The organism is Micromonospora sp. DT48 (genome assembly GCF_049844495.1).
Classification (GTDB): domain Bacteria; phylum Actinomycetota; class Actinomycetes; order Mycobacteriales; family Micromonosporaceae; genus Micromonospora.
Genome location: NZ_JBNCLE010000014.1, coordinates 61,211 through 78,839 on the forward strand (window position 1 = coordinate 61,211; position 17,629 = coordinate 78,839).

A 17,629-nucleotide genomic window follows, 5' to 3' on the forward strand; every position below is an offset into this window, starting at 1 on the left:
GCTCAGACCCCCTCGACCAGCGCGAAGACCTGGTCGAATCGGCTGAGGGCGTCGTCGATGACCTCGTCGGTGTCGGCCATCGACGTGTACATCCGCGAGCCGGCCAGGGTGATCACACCGTGTGCGGTGTAGGCGGCACCCATCTGCTCCATCAGCCGCTTGCGGGCCTTGTTCTCCCGGAGCAGCTTCACCGGGTTGCGCATGTCCAACAACATCACGCCGCTGCACTCCAGGTGCACGATGGAGCCCTGGTTGTACGCCACGTACGGCAACCCGTAGGAGTCGATCAGTCGTTGCAGGCCCCGGGTCAGCCGGTCACCGGCCCGGCCGGCGATCACCGGGGCGTTGGTGCGGGCCATCTCCTCGATGGCGAAGTAGCCGGCCGCGCAGGACAGCGGGTTGGCCGACAGCGTGCCGCCGACCTGGATGTGCGCCCCGCTCCTACCGTCCAACCCGGATCCGAAGACCGCCATCACGTCGGCCCGCCCGCCGACACCACCGGCCATCGGGTAGCCGCCGGAGACGGCCTTGCCCAGCACGGTCAGGTCGGGGGTGACACCGAAGTAGCCGGCGGCGCCGCCGAGCCCGAGCCGGAATCCGGTGACCACCTCGTCGAAGATCAGCAGCGCGCCGAACTCGTCGCACAGCTCGCGGACACGGGCGTTGAAGTCCCGTGGCGCGGGCCGGGTGCCGGACTCCGGGCCGACCGGTTCGACCACCACCGCGGCGGTGCCGCCGCGCAGCCGGTTCTCGATCAGCTTGCGCTTGAGCTGCCCGAGGTCGTGCGGGAAGGCTTCCCGGGTGCGGGCCGTCGCCCCGAACGGGATGCCCTTGGCGTTCATCCGGTAGGTGCCCGGCACCCGCAGCCCGTAGACCATCGTGTCGGACCAGCCGTGATAGGCGCCGCCGACCTTGATCACCATCTTCTTGCCGGTGAAGGCGCGGGCGCCGCGGACGGCGGCCATCACCGCCTCGGTGCCCGAGCCCAGCGACCGGTACATCTCCACGTGCGGCATGAACCGGTGGATGATCTCGGCGAGTTTGAGTTCGTACTCGTGGAACAGGCCGGTCACCGGGCCGCAGTCGCGGATCACCTCGGCGACCCGCTCGTTGACCGGGCCGTAGTTGCTGCCCAGGATCGTCGGCCCGCCGGCCTGGAGGAAGTCGATGTAGGTGTTGCCGTCCCGGTCCACCAGGTACGCGCCGTCGGCCCGGTCGATGGCCAGCGGGAACGGGTGGTTGAACGCCAGGTTGTGCTGCACCCCGCCGGGGATCCGACGCTTGGCCCGGTCGGTGATCTCCTTGCTGGCCCGGCACTTGGTGTCGAAGTAGTTCAACACGTCGAGCATCGCGTCGTGGCGCAGTCCGCGTACCGGTTGGGCGGTCAGCGCCTTGAGTCGACGCATCACGTCGTCCACGTCGGGGTACGCGCTGATCGCGTACCCGAGCCGGGCCGACTCCGCGCCCGGCGTGCCGCCGGCCCCGTCCGACACCGTCCCGGTCGTTTCGGTCGGGGCCGCCGGGGTGCCCGCCGCCCGGTCGGCGGCGATCTCGGCGGCGACCGCGTCGGCGCTGGGCAGTTCCTCGTCGGCGGGTACCCGCACCGGCTCGACCGCCTCGGTGAGCTGGGCGGCGATCCGCTTCTCGTCGGCTCGCAGCTTGCTGAAGGCGATCTCCCGGATCGTGGTCGGGATGGTGTGGACCTTGCCCGCCTCGCTGGTCAGCGCCAGCAGATAGGCGATGGACACCTTCTCCAGCAGGGCCATGTTGAACACCGCCCGGTCGGGGTCGGTGCCGACGGCGACCACCCCGTGGTTGGCGATGATGAAGGCGTTGTCCCCGCTGGCCACCTTCTTCTGCACGTTGCGGGCCAGGAACCCGGTGCCCGACGGGGCGTAGTCGATGATGGCCACCTGGCGGCCCAGGAAGCGCACCTGCTCGTCGGTGAGCGCCGGGATCGGCTTGCGCAGGAAGGCCAGCGCCGAGGCGTACGGCTGGTGGGTGTGCACGATCGCGTTGACGTCCGGCCGCTCCCGGTAGATGTTGGCGTGCATCCCGCACTCGATGGACGGCTTCAGCCCGACACCGGAGTCGTCGGGCACGTGCCGGCCGTCGAAGTCCACGAGGCAGACGTCCTCGACGCGCATCCGGTCGTAGTCGTAGTTGCTCGGAGTGACCGCGTACAGCCGGTGACCGGGCACCCGGACCGAGACGTTGCCCTCGGTGGCCTTGAGGTAGCCCCGGGCGAGCATGGTGCGGCACATGTCGACGACGTGCTGGCGGGACAGGCGGTGCTGCACGGCGGTCTCCTCCGTCGGGTCGCCGGCCGCCAGGCGGTGCGCGGCCGGTCGGGTTCATCGTCGCGTGGGCGTCCCGATCGGGACACCGTCCCACCGGCAGCGAGAATGTCCACCCCTCTTATCCCGGCGTGACAAAATCGTCGGGTGAGCGCGCCCGTCTCCACGACGCCGTGGCGACACCTGCCCGCCGATCTGGCCGCCGCGATGCGCCCGCACCTGCCGGCCACCGTCGCCGCCGTGGCGGCCGCCGTCACCGAGGCCACCCCCGCCTTCGCCGACATCGCCGACGACAAGTTCGCCCGGGACGTACGCACTGCGGTGCAGGTGGCGCTCGACCGCTTCCTCGACCTGGTCGGCACCGGGGAACCGGCGCTGCCGCCCCGGGTCCGGGAGGTCTTCGTCGGATTGGGCGCCGCCGAGGCACGCGAGGACCGGGGGCCGGAGGCACTGCTGACCGCGCTGCGGACGGCGGCCCGGCTGTTGCTGCGTACGGCGTCGCAGTCACTGGCCCGGCTGCGCCCGCTCGATCCGGAGGAGTTGATCGACCTCTCCGACGCGGTCAGCGCGTACGTCGCCGAACTGGCGGCGGCGAGCACCGACGGGTACGCGCTGCAACTGCGTGAGCAGGCCGGGGAGGTCGACCGGCGGCGCCAACTGGCCGAACTGCTGCTGCGTGGCGACGGCATGCCCAGCGCCGTCGAGTCCGCGGCGGCCCGGATCGGTTGGCCCGACCTGGACGCGGTGGTGCCCGTGCTGCTGCCCCTGGACCAGGCCCGCGACGTGCGGTTCCGGTACGGCCCGGACGGGCTGGTCGTCGAACGTGGACGCGACGCCGTGCTGCTGCTGCGCTCCGGCCCCCGGGCGGCGCGGGTCGCCCTGACCGAGGCGCTGGCCGGGCGGCGGGCGGTGGTCGGCCCGGAACTGGGCTGGCCCCAGGTGCCGGCGGCCGTCCGGCTCGCCGAGTTGACCGCCGGACTGGTCGGCCCCCGCGCCGCCCCGGTCTTCGTCGACGACCACCTGGTCACGTTGACCCTACGCGGTGAGCAACGGGCGTTGGCGGTGCTCACCGCCCGCCGCCTCGCACCGCTGGCGCGGCTGCGCCCGGCCCAGCGGGAGAACCTGCTGGCGACGCTCCACGCCTGGCTGCGGCACTGGGGGTCGCGTGCCGAGGTCGCCACCGAGTTGTTCGTCCATCCGCAGACGGTCAGCTACCGCCTCAAGCGGCTGCGCGAGTTGTACGGTGCCGACCTGGACGACCCGGCGGCCCGCTTCGAGCTCCTGGTGGTGCTGACCAACCAGCTCACCGTCGACGCTGGACGCGGCTAGGTTTCACGGGCAGTAGGCGATCGAGGTCGGCGAGTATCCGGAAGGTATCTGGAACTTTCGCTGGACAGCTGCCCTGACCTGGCGCAGGGCGTCGTGACGGTGACCTGGGGCGACCCGCCACCGTGGTCTTACCGGCCAACGTCAACGTATTCCTTCGCCTCGACGGTGGTCAAGGCCAGGTTTCGGGAGTATTTCCGGAAGTTGTTGACGGTTCGGTGGACCCGTGCCAATACTGTTGGCCATCGACGCATCCAGAGATGAACGTCGATGACCGCTACCTGCTTCGCCGGTCATCCGCGAGACGACCGACGCAACACCACCACCCGGTACGACGTCGACAGTCGACGGTGGCTGCCCAGCCACCGGGGCGGCCGATGCGTAGCGCACTGCTGGCCGTCGGCCAGCCGTCATGAGGAGGAAGCATGAACAACGTCCCCGGCCCACCACGAAGTCGCCGCCGCGGCCGCGTCAGGATGCTGGCTGCCGCTGCCTTCGCCGCCGTGCTGGCGACCACCGCTATCGTGGCCAGCCCGGCTCAGGCTGAGGCTGACCGTCAGGTCTGTTCGAACACGGAGGGTACCCACAACGGGTTCTTCTTCTCGTTCTGGAAGGACAGCGGCGACGCCTGCATGGTGTTGCGCGAGAACGGTCGTTACAGCAGCTCGTGGAGCAGGAGCACGAACAACTGGGTCGGCGGCAAGGGCTGGAACCCTGGCACGCGCCGTACGATCAGCTACTCGGGTAGCTACAACCCGGGTAACAACAACAGCTACCTGGCGTTGTACGGCTGGACCCGTAACCCGCTGGTCGAGTACTACATCGTCGAGAACTTCGGTAGCTACAACCCGAGCAGTGGCGCGACCCGGCTGGGCAGCGTGACCACCGATGGTGGCACCTACGACATCCTGCGTAGCCAGCGGGTGAACCAGCCGTCGATCGACGGTACCGCGACGTTCTACCAGTACTGGAGCGTCCGGCAGCAGAAGCGCAGCAGTGGCACCATCACCACCGCGAACCACTTCGACGCCTGGGCCCGGGTCGGGTTGAACCTGGGTAACCACTACTACCAGATCATGGCGACCGAGGGTTACCAGAGCCAGGGCAGCTCGGACATCACCCTGCGCGAGGGCGGCAGCTCGGACCCGGGCCCCGGCCCGACCAACCCGGGCAACCCCACCACCCCGCCGCCCGGCAACGGTGGCTGCTCGGTCAGCGTGAACCGCGCCGAGGACTGGAACGACCGGTTCAACACGACCTTCTCGGTCAGCGGCAGCAACAACTGGACCGTCACCATCCGCACCAACGGTGGCCAGAGCCTGCAGAACAGCTGGAACGCCACGATCAGCGGCAACAGCGGCACGCTCACCGCCCGGCCGAACGGAAACGGCAACAACTTCGGCATCACGCTCTACAAGAACGGCAACAACACCACACCGACGGCAACCTGTTCCGCCGGCTGATCTGGTGAACACAGCGGTGGGGTGCCGGCTCGGGCCGGTGCCCCACCACCATCGCGACACGGTGACGGGCCGGTTCCCTCGCGGGCCGGCCCGTCACCGTGCGGCGAGTCGAGCCGGGCTCGCTCAGCCGCCGCGTCGTGTGCGCCCCAGCACGAGGCCACCGACGACCACGGCGACCAACCCCAGCACCAGCGCCACGTAACCGCCACCCCGGCCGTTGCCGGTGCCTATGCCGCTGTCCGAGGTGACCACGACCAGACCGCCGAGCGCCAGGCCGACCGCCCCCGCGGCGAGGGCGACCATGCCGCGCCGCGCCGCGCCGGTGCGGGCACGGACGAGTGCCGACCCGCCGATGACCACACCCGCGAGCGCGATCAGGGCGGCCACCGATGATCCGACCCGACCGGCGCTCATGGCCTCGGCGGCGATCGGGTAGGTGGTGATCCGGTCGGCCACCGGTACGGCGAGTCCGACCGCACCGGACGGTGCGGCCAGGGCGGCGTCGAGCACGAGCCGGACGAGCGTCATGGTGTCTCCTCTGTGGTCACGTCGGCTGGTGAGAGGTCTCCGATCCTGCTCGCGGGCGCACCGATGGTCATCCGGCCCACGTAGGCACTTTCTCCTGCCGCGCCCGGCGCGCCCGGCTACCGCGTGCGTGGTGGCCGCCGCCGCGCTACCGCGTACGTGGTAGGTGCCCAGTCGTCCGTGCGCATGAGTCACCGGTCGGGGTTTGCCGGTTAGGGTGCGCGCATGGGTGAGCGGTGCGGGCGGATTCTGCGGCTTGCGGCGGTCCGGGACTGGGTGATCGCCGTCGGCGTGACGGCGGTGCTGCTCGTCGCCGGGCTGTCCGCGGCGCCGCCCACCACGGCGGTCGGCCTGTTCGGTTACGCCTGTGTGGTCACCGGCGGCCTGGCGTTGGTCGCCCGCCGACGGGCTCCGGTGGCGGTGCTGGTCGTCACCGGCGTGTGCGCGGTGGGTTACCAGGCAGCCGGCATCGAGGTGCCCGCTGTGGCGTTCCTGTTCGCGGTGTACGCGGCCGTCCGCGCGGGGCACCGCGCGGTCACCGTCGTGGCGGCTGTCGCGATGCTGGTCTCCCTTCCGCTCGCCGCCCTGGCCCTACCGCCGACGCCGCCGGTCGGCGAGGCGCTCGCCCAGGCCCGCGACGCGCTCGAAGTGGCCTGGCTGGTCGCCGCCGGTGCCGCCGGTGAGGCGTTACGGCAGGCTGAGCGACGCGCGGAGGAGGCCGAGCGCACCCGCGAGGAGACGGCGCTGCGCCGCGCCGACGAGGAGCGGCTGCGCATCGCCCGGGAACTGCACGACTCCCTCACCCACCAGATCTCGATCATCAAGGTGCAGGCCGAGGTCGCGGTGCACCTGGCCGGCAGACGCGGTGAGCCGGTGCCGGAGGCGCTGGTGGCCATCCGGGAGGCCAGCCGTGCGGCGACCCGGGAACTGCGCGCGACCCTGGAGGCGCTGCGCGCCGACGGGACCACCACCTCGCCCGGGCTCGACCAGCTTCCGGACCTGGTGCGGCGGGCCCGGCTGGCCGGTGTGGACGCGACGTTGACCATCGACGGACAACGACCCGACGTGCCGGAGGCCGTGCACCTCGCCGCCTACCGCATCGTGCAGGAGGCGCTGACCAACATCACCCGACACGCCTCCACCGCCTCGGCGTCGGTGCGGATCGACTACCGGCCGGATGCCGTCGCGATCCGGGTCGACGACGACGGCGAGGCCGTGCCGGGCGGCTCGACCGCACCCGGCGTCGGGCTGCTCGGCATGCGGGAACGGGTCGCCGCCCTCGGGGGCCTGTTGCACGCCGAGGCCCGCGACGGGGGCGGGTTCACCGTGCACGCCGAGCTTCCGGTGGGGGCGACGCCATGATCCGCGTGCTGCTGGTCGACGACCAACCGCTGCTGCGCAGCGGATTCCGCGCGTTGCTCGACATCGAGGACGACATCGAGGTGGTGGCCGAGGCCGCCGACGGCGAGCAGGCGCTGGCCCTGGCCCGGGAACACCTGCCCGACATCGCGCTGGTCGACATCCAGATGCCGGTCATGGACGGCATCGAGACGACCCGGCGCATCGCCGCGGATCCCGCCCTGGCCGGCGTACACGTGGTCATCCTGACCAACTACGGCCTCGACGAACACGTGTTCCACGCGTTGCGTGCCGGTGCCGCCGGCTTCCTCGTCAAGGACATCGAACCGGCGGATCTCGTGCACGCCGTGCGGGTGGCCGCGCGCGGCGACGCCCTGCTCGCACCGTCGATCACCCGCAAGCTGATCGACCGGTACGTCACCGAGCCACCGCGGACGCCGGCCGGCGCGCGGCTGAAGGAGTTGACCAACCGGGAGCGGGAGACGGTCGCCCTCCTCGCGCAGGGCCTGTCCAACGACCAGATCGCCGAACGCCTGGTGATCAGCCCGCTGACCGCGAAGACCCACATCAACCGGGCGATGACGAAACTCCAGGTCCGTGACCGAGCACAGCTCGTGGTCATCGCGTACGAGTCCGGCCTGGTGACGGCGCGCGGTCGGTGACCTCGGCGGCCCGGTCCGGTGGTGTCGCGGCCTGCGGTACGGCAGACTCAGCGGATCCTGCGCCACCGGCCCGACGGTGGTTCCGTGACGGTGTCGACGGAGGGTTGACGTGCGGATCGCGTTGTTCGTGACGTGCCTGGCGGACACCCTGTTTCCCGAGGCGGCGAAGGCGACGGTGCGGTTGCTGGAGCGGTTGGGGCACGAGGTGGCGTTCCCGCCGGGGCAGACGTGCTGTGGGCAGATGCACGTCAACACCGGTTACCAGGCGCAGGCGCTGCCGCTGGTACGCCGACACACCCGGGTCTTCGACCCGTACGACGTGATCGTGGCCCCCTCGGGATCGTGCGTCGGGTCGGTCCGCCACCAGCACGCGACGGTGGCGCGGCGCGCCGGTGACGTCCGGTTGGCCGCGTGGGCGGAGTCGGTGGCGGGGCGGACGTACGAGCTGTCCGAGTTGCTGGTGGACGTGCTCGGGGTGACCGACGTCGGCGCGTACTTCCCGCATCGGGTGACCTACCATCCGACCTGTCACTCGCTGCGCATGCTGCGGGTGGCCGACCGGCCGCTGCGGTTGCTGCGCGAGGTGCGTGGGCTGGATCTGGTGGAGTTGCCGGCGGCGGAGCAGTGCTGCGGGTTCGGGGGGACGTTCGCGGTGAAGAACGCGGACACGTCGACGGCGATGCTGGCGGACAAGATGCGTCACGTGCTCTCCACCGGCGCGGAGGTCTGCACGGCGGGTGACTCGTCTTGCCTGATGCACATCGGTGGTGGGTTGTCCCGGCTGCGCAGCGGAGTCCGGACGGTGCATCTGGCGGAGATCCTGGCCTCGACCGAGCGGGACGACACCATGGGTGAGCGGGCAGAGCTGGTGGTGCGGTCGTGACGCGGACCTTCCTCGGCATGCCGACGACCGCGCCGACCGGCGTCGGGCACCTGCGGGGCGCGGAGCCCTTCCCGGTCGCCGCCCGACGGGCGCTGGCCGATGCGCAGTTGCGCCGCAACCTCGGGCACGCCACCGCGACGATCCGGGCGAAGTCGGCCGCGGTGATCGACGAGGTGCCGGACTGGGAGCGGTTGCGGGCGGCCGGGTCGGCGATCAAGACCGACGTCATGGCCCGGCTACCGGAGCTGCTGGAACAGCTTGAGCAGCGGGTGACGCAGGCCGGTGGAGTGGTGCACTGGGCCGCCGACGCCCACGAGGCGAACGCGATCGTCGTCGACCTGGTGCGCGACACCGGCAGCGACCGGGTGATCAAGGTCAAGTCGATGGCGACGCAGGAGATCGGCCTCAACGAGGCCCTCGAAGCGGCCGGCATCGCGCCGGTGGAGACCGACCTCGCCGAGCTCATCGTGCAGCTGGGCGACGACCGGCCGAGTCACATCCTGGTGCCGGCGATCCACCGCAACCGGGCCGAGATCCGCCAGATCTTCCTGCGCGCGATGCCGGGCGTGGACCCGGCGTTGACCGACGAACCGGCAGACCTCGCGGCGGCGGCGCGTCGCTTTCTGCGGCAGACGTTCCTGTCCACGCCGGTGGCGGTCTCCGGGGCGAACTTCGCCGTCGCGGAGACCGGCACGCTGGCGGTGGTGGAGTCCGAGGGCAACGGTCGGATGTGCCTGACGCTGCCGCGTACGTTGATCACCGTGATGGGTGTGGAGAAGGTGGTGCCGACCTGGCGGGACCTGGAGGTGTTCCTGCAACTGCTGCCCCGGGCCTCGACCGGGGAGCGGATGAACCCGTACACCTCGATGTGGACCGGGGTCACCCCGGGCGACGGGCCGCAGGCGTTTCACCTGGTGCTGCTGGACAACGGACGCAGCGCGGTGCTCGCCGACGAGGTGGGCCGGCAGGCGTTGCACTGCATCCGCTGCTCGGCGTGCCTGAACGTGTGCCCGGTCTACGAGCGCACCGGCGGGCACGCGTACGGGTCGGTGTATCCGGGACCGATCGGCGCGGTGCTGTCCCCGCAGCTGACCGGGGTGGCCGACAACGCCTCGTTGCCGTACGCCTCGTCGCTCTGTGGGGCCTGCTACGACGCCTGCCCGGTGAAGATCAACATTCCGGAGCTGTTGGTGCACCTGCGCGACCGGGCGCCGCATCCGCACGCGGAGTCGGCCGTGATGGCCGCCGCCGCGTACGCCATGGACCGCCCGGCACTGTTCGCGGCGGCGCAGCGCGCGACGCGGCTGAGCCGGCTCGCCGGACGGCGCGGCCGTGGTCTGCCGCCGCCGCTGTCCGGCTGGACCGACGGCCGTGACCTGCCCGATCCGCCGCCGCAGACCTTCCGCGACTGGTGGGCGAACCGGTGACCGCCCGGGAGACGGTCCTCGCCCGGCTCCGCGCCGCGCTCGGCCCCGCCGCACCGGCGCTGACCGAGGTGCCACGCGACTACCGGCGCGACGGCGTGGTCGATATCGAGCGGCTGGTCGATCGGCTGACCGACTACCGCGCCCAGGTGCACCGGGTCGCCGCCACCGCCGTCGCCGACACCATCGCCGGCATCCTGCCCGCTGCGGCGACCGTCGTCGTTCCGCCGGGGCTACCGTCGGCCTGGCTGCCGTCGACCGTGACCGTCCTACCCGACGACGACCTGGACAACGCTCGGATCGCCGCCGCCGACGCCGTGGTCACCGCCGCCGCCGTCGCCATCGCCGACACCGGCACGGTCGTGCTCGACGGCTCGCCCGACCAGGGCCGTCGCGTGCTCAGTCTCCTGCCGGACCGGCACGTCTGCGTGGTCCGCACCGCCCAGGTGGTCGCCGACGTGCCCCAGGCCCTGGCCCGCCTCACCCCGCACCGGCCATCGACCTGGATCAGCGGCCCGTCGGCCACCAGCGACATCGAACTCGACCGGGTCGAGGGCGTACATGGCCCCCGCACCCTGCACGTCATCCTGCTGCCCTGACCGGTCGGCGGGCGACGCGGTGGACCGGCGAGGTCACGACATGTCGGACCGGCGTGGCAGGATCGTGCGGGTGACCAGCAGATCCACCGAACAGAGACTGGACGATCTCGCGCGGCTGCGCCGCGTGCGGGACCGCATCGACCGGGAGTACGCACAGCCGCTGGACGTGGAGGCGCTCGCCCGTGGGGTCAACATGTCGGCCGGGCACCTCAGCCGCCAGTTCCGGCTGGCCTACGGTGAGTCCCCGTACGGCTACCTGATGACCCGGCGCATCGAACGCGCCATGGCGTTGCTGCGCCGGGGTGACCTCAGCGTCACCGATGTCTGTTTCGCGGTCGGCTGCTCGTCGCTGGGCACGTTCAGCACCCGCTTCACCGAGCTGGTCGGGGTGCCGCCCAGCGTCTACCGCCGGGACGCGGCGCGCGCCACGAGAGGGCTCCCGTCCTGCGTGGTGAAACAGGTGACCAGACCGATCAGGAATCGAGAAGCAGTGCCGATGCGTCCCTGGTTAGCGTGGCCGTCATGAACCTCACCATTCACGCCAGCTTCCTGCCGCACACCGACCCGGACGCCTCCCTGGCCTTCTACCGGGATCTCCTCGGTCTCGAGGTCCGCAACGACGTCGGCTTCCAGGGCATGCGCTGGATCACCGTCGGACCGCCCGGTCAGCCCGACACCTCCGTCGTGCTGCATCCACCGGCGGCCGACCCCGGCGTGACCGACGAGGAGCGCCGCACCATCACCGAGATGATGGCGAAGGGCACCTACGCCTCGATCGTGCTGGCCACGCCCGACGTCGACGGTGTCTTCGAGCGGCTCCAGGCCGCCGACATCGACATCGTGCAGGAGCCGACCGACCAGCCGTACGGGGTTCGTGACTGCGCCGTCCGCGATGCCGCCGGCAACATGATTCGTATTCAGGAAGTGCGATGAGCGTGGACAACCAGTCGTCGGCGCGGCACGCCGCGGACAGTCACGATCTGATCCGGGTGCAGGGCGCCCGCGAGAACAACCTCAAGGACGTCACCGTCGAGCTGCCGAAGCGTCGGCTGACCGTGTTCACCGGGGTCTCCGGCTCCGGTAAGAGCTCGCTGGTGTTCAGCACCATCGCGGCCGAGTCGCAGCGGCTGATCAACGAGACGTACAGCGCGTTCATCCAGGGTTTCATGCCCACGCTGGGGCGGCCGGAGGTCGACGTCCTCGACGGGCTGACCACCGCGATCATCGTCGACCAGGAGCGGATGGCGGCTAACCCACGGTCCACCGTCGGCACCGCCACCGACGCCAACGCCATGCTGCGGATCCTGTTCAGTCGGCTCGGCCAGCCGCACATCGGCTCCCCCCAGGCGTTCTCCTTCAACGTCGCCTCGATCAGCGGCGCCGGTGCGGTGACCATCGAACGGGGCGGCACCACGACGAAGGAACGGCGCAGCTTCAGCATCACCGGTGGCATGTGCCCGCGTTGCGAGGGCACCGGCCGGGTGACCGACATCGACCTGACCGCGTTGTACGACGACAGCAAGTCGCTCAACGAGAGCGCGCTCACGGTGCCCGGTTACAGCATGGAAGGTTGGTACGGCCGGATCTACCGTGGCTGCGGCTTCTTCGACCCGGACAAGCCGATCCGCGAGTACACCAAGCGGGAGCTGCACGACCTGCTCCACAAGGAGCCGACCAAGATCAAGATCGACGGGACGAACCTGACCTACACCGGGCTGATCCCGCAGATCCAGAAGTCGTTCCTGTCCAAGGACGTCGAGGCGATGCAGCCGCACATCCGCGCCTTCGTGGAGCGGGCGGTGACCTTCACCGTCTGCCCCGAGTGCGACGGCACCCGGCTGAGTGCGGCGGCCCGCTCGTCGAAGATCAACGGCATCAGCATCGCCGACGCCTGCGCGATGCAGATCAGCGATCTGGCCGAGTGGGTGCGCGGGCTGCGTGAGCCCTCGGTGGCGCCACTGCTGGCCTCGTTGCAGCACACCCTCGACTCCTTCGTCGAGATCGGGCTCGGCTACCTCAGCCTGGACCGGCCGTCCGGGACGCTCTCCGGCGGCGAGGCGCAACGCACCAAGATGATCCGCCACCTCGGTTCGTCGCTGACCGACGTCACCTACGTCTTCGACGAGCCCACCATCGGGCTGCACCCGCACGACATCCAGCAGATGAACCGCCTGCTGCTGCGGCTGCGGGACAAGGGCAACACCGTGCTCGTCGTGGAGCACAAGCCGGAGACGATCGCCATCGCCGACCACGTCGTCGACCTCGGCCCCGGGGCCGGCACGGCGGGTGGCACCGTCTGTTTCGAGGGCACCGTCGAAGGGCTGCGGGCCAGCGGCACCCTCACCGGCCGGCACCTCGACGACCGGGCCACCCTCAAGAAGTCGGTGCGTACGCCCACCGGACACCTGCCGATCAGGAAGGCGTCGACGCACAACCTGCGCGACGTCGACGTCGACATTCCACTCGGGGTGCTCGTCGTGGTCACCGGCGTCGCCGGTTCGGGCAAGAGTTCCCTGGTGCACGGGTCGATCCCGTCGGACGCCGGGGTGGTGGCGATCGACCAGGGCGCGATCCGTGGCTCGCGGCGGAGCAACCCGGCGACGTACACCGGGCTGCTCGACCCGATCCGTAAGGCGTTCGCGAAGGCCAACGGTGTGAAGCCGGCGCTGTTCAGCGCCAACTCCGAGGGGGCGTGCCCCACCTGCAACGGCGCCGGCGTCATCTACACCGACCTGGCGATGATGGCCGGGGTGGCCACGGTGTGCGAGGAGTGCGAGGGCAAGCGGTTCCAGGCATCCGTGCTGGAGTACCACTTCGGCGGCCGGAACATCGCCGAGGTGCTCGCGATGCCGGTCGGCGAGGCGGCGGAGTTCTTCGCCTCCGGCGAGGCCCGTACCCCCGCCGCGCACCGCATCCTCCACCGGCTCTCCGAGGTCGGGCTCGGCTACCTCAGCCTCGGCCAGCCGCTCACCACCCTCTCCGGTGGCGAGCGGCAGCGGCTCAAGCTGGCCACCCACATGGGCGAGCAGGGCGGGATCTACGTGCTCGACGAGCCGACCACCGGGTTGCACCTCGCCGACGTCGAGCACCTGCTCGGCCTGCTCGACCGGCTGGTCGACGCGGGCAAGTCGGTCATCGTGATCGAGCACCACCAGGCGGTCATGGCACACGCCGACTGGATCATCGACCTGGGGCCGGGCGCCGGCCACGACGGCGGCCGGATCGTCTTCGAGGGCACTCCGGCCGATCTCGTCGCCGCCCGGTCCACCCTCACCGGCGAGCACCTCGCCGCGTACGTGGGCGCCTGAGTAGGTCGCCGCCGCCGACGGTGCGGACCGTCGGCGGCGGCTCGACGACTCCGGCGGCGGTGGTACACCTCCTCGACCCCGCCCGCCGCCGTCGTGACACCAGCGGGCGGGCGGTGAACCCGGCGCCACCCGCGCCACGGCCGTGCGTCGGAGGGGCCGTCACGTGACTTTCACCGGGCTTTCGGCGCGACGACATCTATTGATCGCGATGTTTGCGAGAATGCCCGTGTCCCTGCCGCGCCCCCAAGTCGGGTTCCCCCACCCGCCGTGGCAGGAGACAGTCAGGAGTCGCCCCGTGGCTCACCTACGCAAGGTCGCCATCGTCTCGGTGATCGCCGTCGTCCTGTCCGTCGTACTCGTCCCGCCGGCGGCACACGCCACGCCGCCCAACATCCCCTCGTACAGCACTGCGGTGAGCCGGCTGAACTCGCTCACCGTCGCGGCCGAGTCCCACCAGTCCAGCTACCGTCGGGACCTGTTCCCGCACTGGATCACCATCACCGGCACCTGCAACACCCGGGAGCAGGTGCTCAAGCGCGACGGCAGCAACGTCGTCGTCGGCTCCAACTGTTCTCCGACGTCCGGGTCCTGGTACAGCCCGTACGACGGGGTGACCCGGACGAACGCGTCCGACATCTCCATCGACCACGTGGTGCCGCTCGCCGAGGCGTGGCGGTCCGGAGCGTGGGCCTGGACCACGGCGCGGCGTCAGACGTACGCCAACGACCTGGGTGGCCCGGAACTGTGGGCGGTGACCGGCAGCATCAACTCGTCCAAGGGTGACAAGGACCCGGCTGCCTGGAAGCCGCCGCGCACCGCCTTCCACTGCACCTACGCGCGGGCCTGGATCCAGGTGAAGTGGTACTACGGCCTGACCGTCGACAGCGCCGAGAAGTCCGCGTTGAACAGCATGTTGAACACCTGCTGACCTGCGGTTATATCCGATGATCGGGGGCGTGACGTCGACGACGTCACGCCCCCGTCCCGTAGTGCCGGGCGGCGACGGGTCGCGCGGGAACCTTGACACCCAGATGAATGCAACGTGCAATATATTGCATGTCTCTTGCCGAGTTCGACCGTTACCCGTTGCTCTTCGGTCCCAGCCCGATCCACCCGTTGGACCGGCTGAGCCGCTACCTGGGCGGTGCCCGGATCTGGGCCAAACGGGAGGATTGCAACAGTGGACTCGCCTTCGGCGGGAACAAGACCCGCAAGCTGGAGTACCTGCTGCCCGACGCCCTCGCGCGCGGCGCGGACACCCTGGTCAGCATCGGCGGCGTGCAGTCCAACCACACCCGGCAGGTGGCCGCCGTGGCGGCCCGCGCCGGCCTGAAGGCCGTCCTGGTGCAGGAGAGCTGGGTGGACTGGCCCGACCCGGTCAACGACAAGGTCGGCAACATCCTGCTGTCGCGGGTCATGGGTGCCGAGGTGCGCCTCGGGCGGGACGGGTTCGGCATCGGCATCAAAGAGAGCTGGCAACGGGCGGTGGAGGAGGTCCGGGCCCGCGGCGGCGTGCCGTACGCGATCCCCGCCGGGGCGTCCGACCACCCGCTGGGCGGGCTCGGTTTCGCCAACTGGGCCGAGGAGGTCCGGCAGCAGGAGCGGGAGCTGGGCGTCTTCTTCGACACGATCGTGGTGTGCAGCGTCACCGGCAGCACCCAGGCGGGGATGATCGCCGGTTTCGCCGGCCAGGACCGGCCCCGCCGGGTGATCGGCATCGACGCCTCGGCGAAGCTCGACGAGACCCGGGCCCAGGTGGAGAAGATCGCCCGCAACACCGCCGAGCTCATCGGCCTGCGGCGGGACCTGCGCGACGACGAGATCACCGTCCTGGCGGGCTGGGCGGGGGACCGGTACGGAATCCCGGTGCAGTCCACCCTGGACGCCATCCGGCTCACCGGCGAGCTGGAAGGCATGATCATCGACCCGGTGTACGAGGGCAAGTCGATGGCCGGACTGATCGACCTCGTCCGTACCCGGGACATCCCCGCCGACGCCAACGTCCTCTACGCCCACCTGGGCGGCCAACCGGCCCTGAACGCGTACCACACCCTCTTCGCCTGAGCCCGCCCCGACTACCGGCGGTCCGCCGTCAGCGGTCCGGTGGGCGATCGGCGTCGGCTCGTGGAGCCGGTCGACTGAACCGGACGGGGCGGTAAGGCGTACCTGACGGCAACGGGCGTGACGGTCGTACCGTCGGGGTACTGGTCGGACGACGCCGAGCTGGGAGGAACAGGGTGACGGCAGGTGGGCGAGGGCGACGCCGGGGGAGGCTCGCCGGCCTGGCGGTGGCACTGGTGGCGGCGGCCGCCTGCATGGTGGAGCCGGTGGGCGGGTCGGCCGACCCGACCGGGCAGCGGGAACCGGCCACCCCCACCGGCGAGGTGACCCGGGCCGACGGCACCGACACGGTGGAGGAGTTCCGGCAGGACATGGCCGACGCGCAGCGACTCTCCGAGGTGTACTGGGCGGAGCAGTTCAAGGCGGCGGGGCGGTCCTTCCGGCCGATCCGGCGGGTCATCCCGTACCAGCGTGATGGTGAGGTCTCCTGCGGTGGCCAGGAGGTGCCCCGCAACAACGCGGTCTACTGCACCGTCAGCGACTTCATCGCGTACGACATCAACTGGTCCTTCGGTGCCTTCCGGCAGATCGGTGACGCGTTCGTGTTCTACCTGCTCGGCCACGAGTACGCACACGGCATCCAGACCCGGCTGGGCATCCGCTACTCCTTCACCATCCAGCAGGAGTTGCAGGCCGACTGCATGGCCGGGGCGTTCCTCGGCGACTCGGTCCGCGCCGGTCGGCTCACCCTCGACGAGGGCGACCTCGACGAGTTCCACGAGGGGCTGCTGGCCGTCGGCGACGATCCGGGGCAACCGTGGTTCGCGGAGGGCTCGCACGGCACCCCCGAACAGCGGGCCGAGTCGTTCTTCCGTGGCTACGAGCGGTCCCTGGCCGCCTGCGATCTTGGTTGAGAAAGGTCACTGTGCCGGGCACGGGGTCACGCCGGCTGGCAGGATTCACCGGTTACCCGAGCCTGAGGAGGATCCGGTGAGCAGCACCCGCCCGGCCGCCGTGCTCTTCGACATGGACGGCACCCTGGTCGACAGCGAGCGACTGTGGGACATCGCGCTGGCCGAACTCGCGCAACGCTACGGCGGCACGCTGTCCACCGCCGCCCGGCGGGCCATCGTCGGCACCGGCATGGCCGACTCGATGCGTATCCTGCACGACGACCTGGGACAGCCACACCGGGATCCGCAGGCCAGCGCGGAGTGGATCGACACGCGGATCCTGGAGCTGTTCCGCACCGGACTGCAGTGGCGTCCCGGAGCACTGGCCCTGCTCGGCGCGGTCCGGCAGGCGCGGATCCCCACCGCCCTGGTCACCTCCAGCGGTCGGCCGCTGGTCGAGATCGCCCTGGACACCCTCGGCCGGGACAGCTTCGACGTGGTGGTCTGCGGCGACGAGGTCGACGCGACCAAGCCGCACCCGGAGCCGTACCTGACCGCCGCCCGGCTGCTCGGGGTGCCGATCGACAGGTGCGTGGCGATCGAGGACTCGGCGACCGGGGTGGCCAGCGCGGTCGCCGCCGGAGCCGCAGTGCTGGCCGTACCCGCCGAGGTGCCGCTGGCACCGACCGACGGCGTACACCAACTGGAGAGCCTGCTCCTGGCGGACCTGGAACTGCTCGGCGGACTGCTGCGGCGCGACCTCGGCTGACACCGTCCGACGCGCCGAGCGGCCCCTGCCACCGTCCGGTGACAGGGGCCGCTCGTCCGG

General features: G+C 70.9%; 16 protein-coding genes. 14 read left to right on the forward strand and 2 right to left on the reverse strand.

Annotation, left to right across the window (positions count from 1 at the left end; translation table 11 throughout):
• Positions 1-2: 2 nt before the first annotated feature.
• Complete coding sequence (locus ACLQ2S_RS18325; RefSeq protein ID WP_309223524.1) at positions 3-2,300, reverse strand: aminotransferase class III-fold pyridoxal phosphate-dependent enzyme; 2,298 nt, start codon at positions 2,298-2,300, stop codon at positions 3-5.
• A gap of 144 nt (positions 2,301-2,444) precedes the next feature.
• Here ACLQ2S_RS18325 and ACLQ2S_RS18330 point away from each other — a divergent pair, with 144 nt between their 5' ends.
• Positions 2,445-3,626 carry a PucR family transcriptional regulator gene (locus ACLQ2S_RS18330; RefSeq protein ID WP_309223523.1) on the forward strand — a complete coding sequence of 394 codons (1,182 nt, stop codon included), beginning with the start codon at positions 2,445-2,447 and terminating at the stop codon, positions 3,624-3,626.
• Positions 3,627-4,048: 422 nt separating this feature from the next.
• On the forward strand, positions 4,049-5,086 hold the full coding sequence (locus ACLQ2S_RS18335) for a glycoside hydrolase family 11 protein (RefSeq protein ID WP_425702172.1): 1,038 nt from the start codon (positions 4,049-4,051) through the stop codon (positions 5,084-5,086).
• A 123-nt stretch (positions 5,087-5,209) separates the two neighbouring features.
• Here the strand turns inward: ACLQ2S_RS18335 and ACLQ2S_RS18340 are convergent, their stop codons facing one another.
• On the reverse strand, positions 5,210-5,614 hold the full coding sequence (locus ACLQ2S_RS18340; protein ID WP_425702173.1) for a DUF6223 family protein: 405 nt from the start codon (positions 5,612-5,614) through the stop codon (positions 5,210-5,212).
• A 222-nt stretch (positions 5,615-5,836) separates the two neighbouring features.
• Between ACLQ2S_RS18340 and ACLQ2S_RS18345 the strand changes: the two genes are divergently transcribed.
• The 12 genes from ACLQ2S_RS18345 (at position 5,837) to ACLQ2S_RS18400 (ending at position 17,569) form a co-directional block, all read left to right on the forward strand.
• Positions 5,837-6,973 (forward strand): sensor histidine kinase, encoded by a 1,137-nt coding sequence (locus ACLQ2S_RS18345; RefSeq protein ID WP_425702174.1) that lies wholly within the window; start codon positions 5,837-5,839, stop codon positions 6,971-6,973.
• Positions 6,970-7,632 carry a response regulator gene (locus ACLQ2S_RS18350; protein WP_425702175.1) on the forward strand — a complete coding sequence of 221 codons (663 nt, stop codon included), beginning with the start codon at positions 6,970-6,972 and terminating at the stop codon, positions 7,630-7,632. The genes ACLQ2S_RS18345 and ACLQ2S_RS18350 overlap by 4 nt, the downstream gene beginning before the upstream one ends.
• 109 nt (positions 7,633-7,741) lie before the next feature.
• Positions 7,742-8,515, forward strand: coding sequence for a (Fe-S)-binding protein (locus ACLQ2S_RS18355; RefSeq protein WP_425702176.1), 774 nt, complete (start codon positions 7,742-7,744; stop codon positions 8,513-8,515).
• Positions 8,516-8,532: 17 nt separating this feature from the next.
• Positions 8,533-9,942 carry a lactate utilization protein B gene (locus ACLQ2S_RS18360; protein ID WP_425702202.1) on the forward strand — a complete coding sequence of 470 codons (1,410 nt, stop codon included), beginning with the start codon at positions 8,533-8,535 and terminating at the stop codon, positions 9,940-9,942.
• On the forward strand, positions 9,924-10,538 hold the full coding sequence (locus ACLQ2S_RS18365) for a LutC/YkgG family protein (protein ID WP_425702203.1): 615 nt from the start codon (positions 9,924-9,926) through the stop codon (positions 10,536-10,538). Before ACLQ2S_RS18360 ends, ACLQ2S_RS18365 begins: the two co-directional genes overlap by 19 nt.
• Positions 10,539-10,608: 70 nt before the next feature.
• Positions 10,609-11,064, forward strand: coding sequence for a helix-turn-helix transcriptional regulator (locus ACLQ2S_RS18370; protein ID WP_309223520.1), 456 nt, complete (start codon positions 10,609-10,611; stop codon positions 11,062-11,064).
• A complete protein-coding gene (locus ACLQ2S_RS18375) occupies positions 11,061-11,471 on the forward strand; it encodes a VOC family protein (protein ID WP_425702177.1) in 411 nt (136 codons plus the stop codon). The genes ACLQ2S_RS18370 and ACLQ2S_RS18375 overlap by 4 nt, the downstream gene beginning before the upstream one ends.
• Positions 11,468-13,846, forward strand: a complete 2,379-nt coding sequence (locus ACLQ2S_RS18380) for an ATP-binding cassette domain-containing protein (protein ID WP_425702178.1) — start codon at positions 11,468-11,470, stop codon at positions 13,844-13,846. The genes ACLQ2S_RS18375 and ACLQ2S_RS18380 overlap by 4 nt, the downstream gene beginning before the upstream one ends.
• 295 nt (positions 13,847-14,141) lie before the next feature.
• The gene (locus ACLQ2S_RS18385) at positions 14,142-14,774 is read left to right on the forward strand and encodes an HNH endonuclease family protein (protein WP_309223519.1); all 633 of its coding nucleotides are present in this window, start codon (positions 14,142-14,144) and stop codon (positions 14,772-14,774) included.
• A gap of 128 nt (positions 14,775-14,902) precedes the next feature.
• On the forward strand, positions 14,903-15,910 hold the full coding sequence (locus tag ACLQ2S_RS18390; RefSeq protein ID WP_425702179.1) for a 1-aminocyclopropane-1-carboxylate deaminase: 1,008 nt from the start codon (positions 14,903-14,905) through the stop codon (positions 15,908-15,910).
• 140 nt (positions 15,911-16,050) lie between these two features.
• Entirely contained in the window at positions 16,051-16,821 is a 771-nt protein-coding gene (locus tag ACLQ2S_RS18395) for a neutral zinc metallopeptidase (protein ID WP_155219841.1), read from the forward strand.
• 100 nt (positions 16,822-16,921) lie between these two features.
• On the forward strand, positions 16,922-17,569 hold the full coding sequence (locus ACLQ2S_RS18400) for an HAD family hydrolase (RefSeq protein ID WP_425702204.1): 648 nt from the start codon (positions 16,922-16,924) through the stop codon (positions 17,567-17,569).
• Positions 17,570-17,629 lie beyond the last annotated feature (60 nt).